We start from the raw sequence: 7,819 nt of genomic DNA, 5'->3' as shown, positions 1-7,819 counted from the left end.
CGGATAGTCCTTGCCGGAGCGCCGGTAACCGTCGATCCACCGCGCCGACGTACTCGGCTTGAGGCCGAGAACACGGTCCACCTGCGCAAAGCCGTAGACCGGCCGATCTTGCAGGTCGATCACATTGGTAGTGGACACGACCACATCATGGCAGCCCGCACCCACACGTTCAGCGGGAACAGGTTGTTTTCGGCAGCGCGCTCACGCCGCAGCGCTGGGTCTAAGCATTCCGCGGTGTCACGGCGTGTCCATACTCCCCACGATCTGCAGGCAACCCGCGCCAGTCGAACATCAATGAGATGCCCGGCCGAGTTTCTAGACCGCCAGCACGCAGAGTTACGCGGGAGTTGTGACAAACCGTGACAATCCGCTGCCACTCGAACAAGTCAGGCCCCCTCGAAAGGGGGCCTGACCAGCGTGGCAGGTACAGGATTCGAACCTGTGTAGGCGTTAGCCGACGGATTTACAGTCCGCTCCCATTGGCCGCTCGGGCAACCTGCCAGGGTTGCGACCACCCCCGAGGAGGTACCCGGGTTTGGTGCGATAAGCAGGGTACAACGAGGATGGTCCCAAGACGAAAACGCACCACAACCGAGGAGGACAGGATCCAATGGCGGATTCAAGCTTCGACGTCGTCAGCAAGGTCGATCGCCAGGAGGTCGACAACGCGCTCAACCAGGCCGCCAAGGAGCTGGCCACCCGGTTCGACTTCCGCGGCACCGACACCACCATCGAATGGCAGGGCGAGGAGGGCATCATTCTCGTCTCGTCCACCGAGGAGCGGGTCAAGGCCGCCGTCGACGTCTTCAAGGAGAAGTTGATCCGACGGGACATCTCGATGAAGGCCTTCGACGCGGGCGATCCACAGCCCAGCGGCAAGACCTACAAGGTGATCGGCAGTATCAAGCAGGGGATCAGCAGTGAGGACGCCAAGAAGGTCACCAAGCTCATCCGCGACGAGGGGCCCAAAGGCGTCAAGGCTCAGATCCAGGGTGACGAGATCCGGGTCAGCTCCAAGAAGCGCGACGACCTCCAGGCCGTTCAGGCGCTGCTCAAGCAGGCCGACCTCGACGTCGCTTTGCAGTTCGTCAACTATAGGTAGATCGATGCCGACCAAGAGAACGGTTCTGATCGTCGCCGGAGTGACGGGGATACTCCTGCTCTTGGGCATTCTCGCGGTGACGCTGCGCGAGAATCGAGACAGAGAGTCCATCACGCGCGACGAGGCCGACCTGCGCCACCGTCGGCATCACGAGGTACCCGCCACCGAGTTCGCCCCGAGGTCCCACGGCAGCCAGAGTGACGACGACGAGGAAGCGCCCTAGGGCGCGGATCCGGCGCGTCGTGCGCGTCGGCGGCGGCCGACACCGTGGCGCAGCGCCGTGCGCAGCCCGCTTCGCTGCCCCGCCATCGCGCCACCCAGTCGCATGGCCGATCCGGCGCCGGCCCAGAACTTCCGCTCCGAAGCGGTCTCCGGGGCGTCGTCGGACGTGGCGCGCAGGAAGCCGTCGGGCAGCGCCAGCTTGTGAATCGTTCGCAGCGTCAACAGATACTGACGGACCAGCGAACCCGTGGTGTAGGGCAGGTCGTACTTGTCGCACAGCGCCCGAACCCGAACGGCGATCTCCCGGTAGCGGTTACTCGGCAGGTCGGGGAAGAGGTGGTGCTCGATCTGGTAGCACAGGTTGCCGGTCGAGAACGCCAACAGCGGGCCTGCAGTGACGTTGGCCGCCCCCATCATCTGGCGTAGATACCATTCGCTGCTGGTCTCGTCGTCGAGCACGGCCGGGGTGAACTTCTCTGCGCCATCGGGGAAGTGGCCGCACAGGATCACGACGTTCGTCCAGATGTTGCGCAGCAGGTTGGCACTGGCGTTGGCGCCAAGGGTTCGCCGCCAGCGGCGCCCGCTCAGCGCGGGCAGGAACAGATAGTCCTTGGAGGTCTGGCGGGCGATCTTCTTGAGGAGCAGCTTCCCCTCGGCGGACTTCTTCTCCTCCGTCGTGGCCCGGTCGCGCTCCGAATAGAAGTCGTGCAGCGCGATGCCCCATTCGAATGTCACCGCCAGCAACACATTTCGCAGCGGCTGCAGCAGATGTTCGGGCTTCCACGGTTGATCGCGGGTCACTCGCATCACGCCGAAGCCGAGATCGTCGTCCACTCCGACGACGTTGCTGAACACGTGGTGTCGGTAGTTGTGCGAGTACCGCCACTGAGACGACGGCCCCACCTGGTCCCACTCCCAGGTGGTGGAGTGGATCTCCGGATCGTTCATCCAATCCCATTGGCCATGAGAGATGTTGTGCGCGAGTTCCATGTTCTCGACGCACTTCGCGTAGGCCAGCGATGCCGTCCCCAGCATCCAGCCGGTCTTCGACCGACTGCCTGCGATGAGCAGCCGCGCCCCGATGTCGAGCGCCCGCTGAAACCCGATGGAACGGCGAATGTAGGTCGCGTCCTTCGCCCCGCGCGACTCCTCGATGTCGCGCCGGATCGCGTCGAGTTCTGCCCCGAGGGCCTCGATGTCCGCTGGACTCAGATGCGCGTATGCCGCGATGTCGGTGATGGCCATCCAGTTTGTTTCCTCGGCTCGTCGCGTCGTACAGCGGCAGAGTCTGGGCCACTTTGGTAGACCTCCTTAGCCTAGCCTCACCGGCAAGGTGCGGGCGACTTGGAAGGTGCCTGAGCCGGGCTGTGCGCGCGGCTCAAGTAGATGCAGGCGAACCGTCGGGCGGCGTAACAGTGGCGGTGAGTCCGATGAACAGCAGATCAAGACCGCGGTCGAGTTCGGCGGCACCATCGTAGGAACCCAGGACCGACGCCAGCGCACGCACCTGCGGGAACTCGGTGATCGTCAGCCGGTGCAGGCCAAGGCGAAGGACGTCGTCGGTCTCCTCGGGGCGCTCGACGACCTCCTGCAACTCGGTGAGGACGTGTCCATACAGGAAGCCGAAGAGCATGCGGTAGATGTGCAGCGCATCGACGCCGCTGAAGCCGACGGACACCAGCAGCGTCAGCACGTCCTCCAGTGGGCGCAGCATCCCGGGTGGCCGCATGCCGAGCGGAGTCGCCAGCGGCCGAGTCACCAAGAGCGGCACCACGTGCGGATGCTCCAGCGCCAGCCGGCGGAAGTCGTGCGCGACGGCGCGCAACTGTGCCGCCCAGTCCGGATCGGTGGTGTCCACCCGCAGCTGGCCCAGCACGACCTCGGAGACGCCGTCGAGCAGCGCCGCCTTGTTCGACACGTGCCGGTAGAGCACCGTCGGATCTCGGCCGACCTCCTCGCTGAGGCGACGCATGGACAACCCGTCCACACCGTCGCGGTCGATGATCCCCAGTGCGGCCCGCAGGATCCTCGACCGGCTCACCTGGCCGTCACGGTCGGTGGACTCGGTGGCGTCTGCATCGGGCGCGGTCGGCGACTTCGTCACCCTGGACCGGCCACCGGATCGGTCGAAGACGGAACGGCGCCGTCGGGACGTCGGCTCTTGCGGCGTCTCAGCCGGCGGTTGTGCATCGGCTCGTGCTCGGACTTCTGCTGCTCGATCTGGCGGATGAGCTCGCGCTTGCATTCGGACAGGGCGTGGGTGATGTCGGGACCGGCGGCGGTCGCCACCAGCGGCGGAAGGCCCGGCAGAGTGGTGTGCACGGTGACGCGCTGCTCCTTGCCGCCACGGTCGTGCAACGAGACGTCCACGGCGATGTCACTCGGATCCCACCTGGCCAGATGCGGCCCCAGCGCCGTCAACATCTCCACGACGTGTGGGCGTTCCTTCGCAACGAAACCCGCCCCCACGCGGATCACGTTCTCCGGAAAGACATTTCGTTCGTTGTCATCGGACCGGGTCATCTGGGCCTCATATCGTTTCCGGCGCGTGCCGCCGCCCGGTCCGCACGGTGCCTACGGCGAATGTCGGAACGGAACCTCAGTCAACGCCCTACCCACGGCGATGTCAACACTGTTGTCCCACGACGTGGACACTCACCACCGCACGGCCAGCCGCGGGCTGGCTTCGCATGGCACGCAGTTCGTCAACTCGCGGTGAAACCACGAGCGTCGGCAATACCCTGATCGGCATGGCATCTGCTCAACGCGAACCCAACGTCGTCGTTCTCGGTGGTGGCTCCTGGGGCACCACGGTGGCGTCCATCTGCGCCAGGCGCGGACCGACCCTGCAATGGGTCCGCTCGGAGGAGACCGCCAAGGACATCACCGACAACCATCGCAACTCGCGCTACCTCGGCGACGAGGTCGAGCTGTCGCCCACGCTGCTGGCCACAACCGACTTCTCCGAGGCCGCCGCCACCGCCGACGTCGTCGTCATGGGCGTACCGTCGCACGGCTTCCGCGGCGTGCTGGAGCAGCTCGCCAAGGAGCTGCGGCCGTGGGTGCCGGTCGTGTCGCTGGTCAAGGGCCTCGAGCAGGGCACCAACAAGCGGATGAGCCAGATCGTCGACGAGGTGCTTCCCGGCCACCCGGCGGGCATCCTTGCCGGGCCGAACATCGCTCGCGAGGTCGCCGAGGGGTACGCCGCCGCGGCGGTGCTGGCGATGCCCGACCAGCACCTGGCGTCCAACCTCGCAAACCTGTTCCGCACCCAGCGTTTTCGTACGTACACCACCGACGACGTGGTCGGTGTCGAGATGGCGGGCGCGCTCAAGAACGTCTACGCCATCGCCGTCGGGATGGGCTACGCGTTGGGCATCGGCGAGAACACCCGCGCGTTGGTGATGGCCCGCGCGGTGCGCGAGATGTCCAAGCTGGGCGAGGCGATGGGCGGACACCGCGACACGTTCGCCGGCCTGGCGGGCATGGGCGACCTCATCGTCACGTGCACCAGCCAGCGCAGCCGCAACCGCCACGTCGGCGAGGAGCTGGGCTCGGGCAAGACGATCGACGAGATCATCGCGTCGATGAACCAGGTCGCCGAGGGTGTCAAGGCCGCCAGCGTGATCATGGAGTTCGCCAACGAGTACGGGCTGAACATGCCGATCGCCCGCGAGGTCGACGGCGTGATCAACCACGGCGCCACCGTCGAGGACGCCTACCGTGGCCTGGCCGCAGAGAAGCCCGGCCACGAAGTGCACGGCTCGGGGTTCTAACAGCAAACGCGGAACGTTGAGGTACCGGCCGTTCGTCCGACACGGCGGGTCGTTCGCTGTCATCATCTGAATATGACGAGAGGTGGGCTCGGCCGGACGGCAGAACGTAGCGCAATCGCGGATTTCCTGACCGCTGCCGAATCGGGCCAGGCCGGCTTGATCATCGAGGGCGAGGCCGGCATCGGCAAGACCACCCTGTGGCTGGACGCGTGCGAGCAGGCCCGCACACGTGGGTTCCGCGTGCTCTCCGCACAGGTCGGCGAAGCCGAGACGGTGCTCGCCTACGCCGCGGTCGGCGACCTGCTCGGCGACATCGAGTCCGTCACCCTCGACGGGTTGCCCAACCTGCAGCGACTGGCAGTTGACCGGGTATTGCTGCTGGCCGCCGGCGACGGTCACGTCACCGACCAGCGGGTGGTGGCTGCGGCGCTGGCGTCCATCGTCGATGCGCTGTCCCCCGAGACGCCGGTGCTGGTCGCCATAGACGACGTTCAGTGGCTGGACCCGTCGAGCCACGCGGTCGTGGCGTTCGCTGCGCGCCGGTTCCGCGGCCGGGTCGGGGTACTGCTCAGCGAGCGGTGCGATCCCAACAAGGGCACCGCTCCGTCGTGGTTGCGGATCGGCGAGGCCGGAGATTTCACGCGCATCCGGCTGGGGCCGTTGAGCCTCGGTGGCCTGCATTCGATCATCACCGCCAGTCTCGGCAGACCGCTGTCCCGCCCGGTCATCGTGCGCATCGCCGAAATCTCTGGCGGCAACCCGTTTTACGCGCTGGAGCTGGCGCGGGCGATGGACGGCGGGCCGCTGCAAGCGGAGCCTGGATTGCCGGGCACGCTGGCCGAGCTGGTGCGGTTGCGGATCGGGCGCCTCGACGGAGACGTGCGCAAGGTACTGCTCGCGGTGGCGTCCGTCGCTGCACCGACGGTGGATCTGCTGGCTCGCGTCAACGACGCCACCGCGGAACGGATCGTCGAGCTGCTGGAGGGCGTGGAGACCGACGGCATCGTCGGCATCGACGGCAACCGAGTCCGGTTCTCCCATCCGCTGCTGGCCCGCGGCGTGTACACCGACGCGACCCCGGCGAGCCGCCGTGCCATGCACCGGGCCCTCTCGGCCATCGAGGTCGAGCCCGAGCTCAAGGCCCGCCACCTCGCCCTGGCGACGGCAAGCTCGGACGACACCACCCTCAAGGCACTCGATGCCGCGGCCGACGCCGCGCGGGGCCGGGGTGCACCGGCCGCCGCCGCCGAACTGCTCGACCTGGCGATCGGGCTCGGCGGCGACAAGCCGTGGCGCCGGATACGTGCCGCGGGAGACCATTTCCTGGCAGGCAGCACCGACCACGCCGAGAGCCTGCTGACCCCGATCGTCGATCAATTGCGACCAGGGATGCTGCGCGGCATTGCCCTGAACCTGCTCGCCGCGATCCGCATCTACGACAACAACTTCATCACCGCCATGGATCTACTCACCCGCGCCGTCGACGACTCGCAGGACGTGGCGCCCATCCTCGTTCAGACGTTGCTGAACCTGTCCTTCACCCAGGGCATGGGCGCCTTCGCGGAAGGCACACCCGCGCAGGGCATGTTCGACGAATCGTTGCGCAACGCCAGGGAAGCGGCCACCGTAGCGGAGAACTCGGGTATTCCTGGGCTGGCGAGCCAGGCTCTGAGCCATTGGGCGCACACGCAATTCATGTACGGGCATGGCGTCGACGAAGCGAGCCTGAACCGCGCGCTGGAGCTCGAACAGGTCAACGACGACGTCCCGATTCCGTTCAGCGCCAGCGCAGTCGAAGCGCTGATCTGTGCGTACACGGGACGGATCGACGAGGCACGCACCCGGATGCTCGCCGTCCACGAGCGCTGCCTCGAACGTGGCGCGGACAGAAACATGATGGTCGTCGCCGACTACTGCGCGTTGATCGAAATGTGGAGCGGCAACCTCACCGAGGCGGCGGCGTTCGCGGACGCGGCCGTCGAACGCGCCCAGCAACTCGGTGGCGGGAGCGTCGACGTCATCGGGCTCAGCATCCGCGCCGCGGTGTACGCCCACGCCGGCCGGGAGATCGAGGCGCTGGCCGACGCCGACGCGGCGCTGCGGGCCGCCGAAGCGTGCGGGGCGCCCCGAATGGCCGAATGGCCCTTGATGGCAAAGGGATTCATGGAAGTGTCACTGGGAAGGTACGACGACGCAGTGGTCACGTTTGCGCCCATGGTGTCGCGGCTCGGCGTCATCCCCGGCACCGAGATCATGAGCGGCTGGTACCTACCCAACGCGGCGGAGGCGATGGTGGCCCTGAGCCGGCTCGACGACGCCGAACCGCTGATCGAGGCATTGGAGCGCAACGGTGCGATACACGACCGACCGTGGATGCTCGCGGCGGGCGCCCGCTGTCGCGCCATGTGGCTGGCAGCCAAGGGCGACGTCGACGCCGCCCTCGAGTCGGCGAATCGCGCGATGGCCGAACATGACAGGACGCCGATGCGGTTCGAACGAGCCCGCACGCAACTGCTGCTCGGCAAGCTGCAGCGCAGGCGCCGGTTAAAGGAAACAGCCTCCAAGACCCTTGCGATAGCCCTCGCCGAGTTCGAAGAGGTGGGTGCGCCGTGGTGGGCCGACCACGTTCGCACCGAACTCACCCGCACCAACGTCCGACACAACCCGGCCCTTGCGCTCACGCCGTCCGAACAACAGGTCGCCGACCTTGCGGCCTCCG

Annotated in this window: 7 protein-coding genes and 1 tRNA gene; 4 read left to right on the top strand and 4 right to left on the bottom strand. The window is 66.9% G+C overall.

What is annotated here, in order from left to right; translation table 11 throughout:
* Positions 1 to 418: 418 nt before the first annotated feature.
* Positions 419 to 501: transfer RNA gene (locus tag QOC69_RS24315), tRNA-Tyr, on the bottom strand.
* A 109-nt stretch (positions 502 to 610) separates the two neighbouring features.
* Between QOC69_RS24315 and QOC69_RS24310 the strand changes: the two genes are divergently transcribed.
* Together QOC69_RS24310 and QOC69_RS24305 are read left to right on the top strand one after the other, a co-directional pair.
* Complete coding sequence (locus tag QOC69_RS24310) at positions 611 to 1,102, top strand: YajQ family cyclic di-GMP-binding protein (RefSeq protein WP_526444422.1); 492 nt, start codon at positions 611 to 613, stop codon at positions 1,100 to 1,102.
* Between the two features lie 4 nt (positions 1,103 to 1,106).
* The gene (locus QOC69_RS24305) at positions 1,107 to 1,325 is read left to right on the top strand and encodes a hypothetical protein (RefSeq protein ID WP_526444420.1); all 219 of its coding nucleotides are present in this window, start codon (positions 1,107 to 1,109) and stop codon (positions 1,323 to 1,325) included.
* On the opposite strand, the gene QOC69_RS24300 is transcribed toward QOC69_RS24305, so the two are convergent.
* The 3 genes from QOC69_RS24300 to QOC69_RS24290 all read right to left on the bottom strand — a co-directional run bounded on the left by QOC69_RS24300 (position 1,322) and on the right by QOC69_RS24290 (position 3,847).
* Positions 1,322 to 2,569, bottom strand: coding sequence for a fatty acid desaturase family protein (locus tag QOC69_RS24300; RefSeq protein WP_526444418.1), 1,248 nt, complete (start codon positions 2,567 to 2,569; stop codon positions 1,322 to 1,324). The two genes, QOC69_RS24305 and QOC69_RS24300, sit on opposite strands and share 4 nt — an antisense overlap.
* Positions 2,570 to 2,702: 133 nt before the next feature.
* A complete protein-coding gene (locus tag QOC69_RS24295) occupies positions 2,703 to 3,365 on the bottom strand; it encodes a TetR/AcrR family transcriptional regulator (RefSeq protein ID WP_526444424.1) in 663 nt (220 codons plus the stop codon).
* Positions 3,366 to 3,424: 59 nt separating this feature from the next.
* On the bottom strand, positions 3,425 to 3,847 hold the full coding sequence (locus QOC69_RS24290; RefSeq protein WP_526444416.1) for a hypothetical protein: 423 nt from the start codon (positions 3,845 to 3,847) through the stop codon (positions 3,425 to 3,427).
* A gap of 227 nt (positions 3,848 to 4,074) precedes the next feature.
* Between QOC69_RS24290 and QOC69_RS24285 the strand changes: the two genes are divergently transcribed.
* Together QOC69_RS24285 and QOC69_RS24280 are read left to right on the top strand one after the other, a co-directional pair.
* A complete protein-coding gene (locus QOC69_RS24285; RefSeq protein WP_526444414.1) occupies positions 4,075 to 5,100 on the top strand; it encodes an NAD(P)H-dependent glycerol-3-phosphate dehydrogenase in 1,026 nt (341 codons plus the stop codon).
* A 72-nt stretch (positions 5,101 to 5,172) separates the two neighbouring features.
* The coding region (locus QOC69_RS24280; RefSeq protein WP_526444412.1) for an ATP-binding protein at positions 5,173 to 7,819 on the top strand (2,647 nt) is incomplete at its 3' end.

The organism is Mycobacterium sp. (assembly GCF_032162105.1).
Classification (GTDB): Bacteria; Actinomycetota; Actinomycetes; order Mycobacteriales; family Mycobacteriaceae; genus Mycobacterium.
This window is presented reverse-complemented; position numbering and strand designations above follow the sequence as displayed.

Bases quoted from the DNA above. Each gene is read 5' to 3' on its own strand.
- QOC69_RS24310 (WP_526444422.1), top strand. From the start codon at position 611: ATGGCGGATTCAAGCTTCGACGTCGTCAGCAAGGTCGATCGCCAGGAG.
- QOC69_RS24305 (WP_526444420.1), top strand. From the start codon at position 1,107: ATGCCGACCAAGAGAACGGTTCTGATCGTCGCCGGAGTGACGGGGATA.
- QOC69_RS24300 (WP_526444418.1), bottom strand. From the start codon at position 2,569: ATGGCCATCACCGACATCGCGGCATACGCGCATCTGAGTCCAGCGGAC.
- QOC69_RS24290 (WP_526444416.1), bottom strand. From the start codon at position 3,847: ATGACCCGGTCCGATGACAACGAACGAAATGTCTTTCCGGAGAACGTG.
- QOC69_RS24285 (WP_526444414.1), top strand. From the start codon at position 4,075: ATGGCATCTGCTCAACGCGAACCCAACGTCGTCGTTCTCGGTGGTGGC.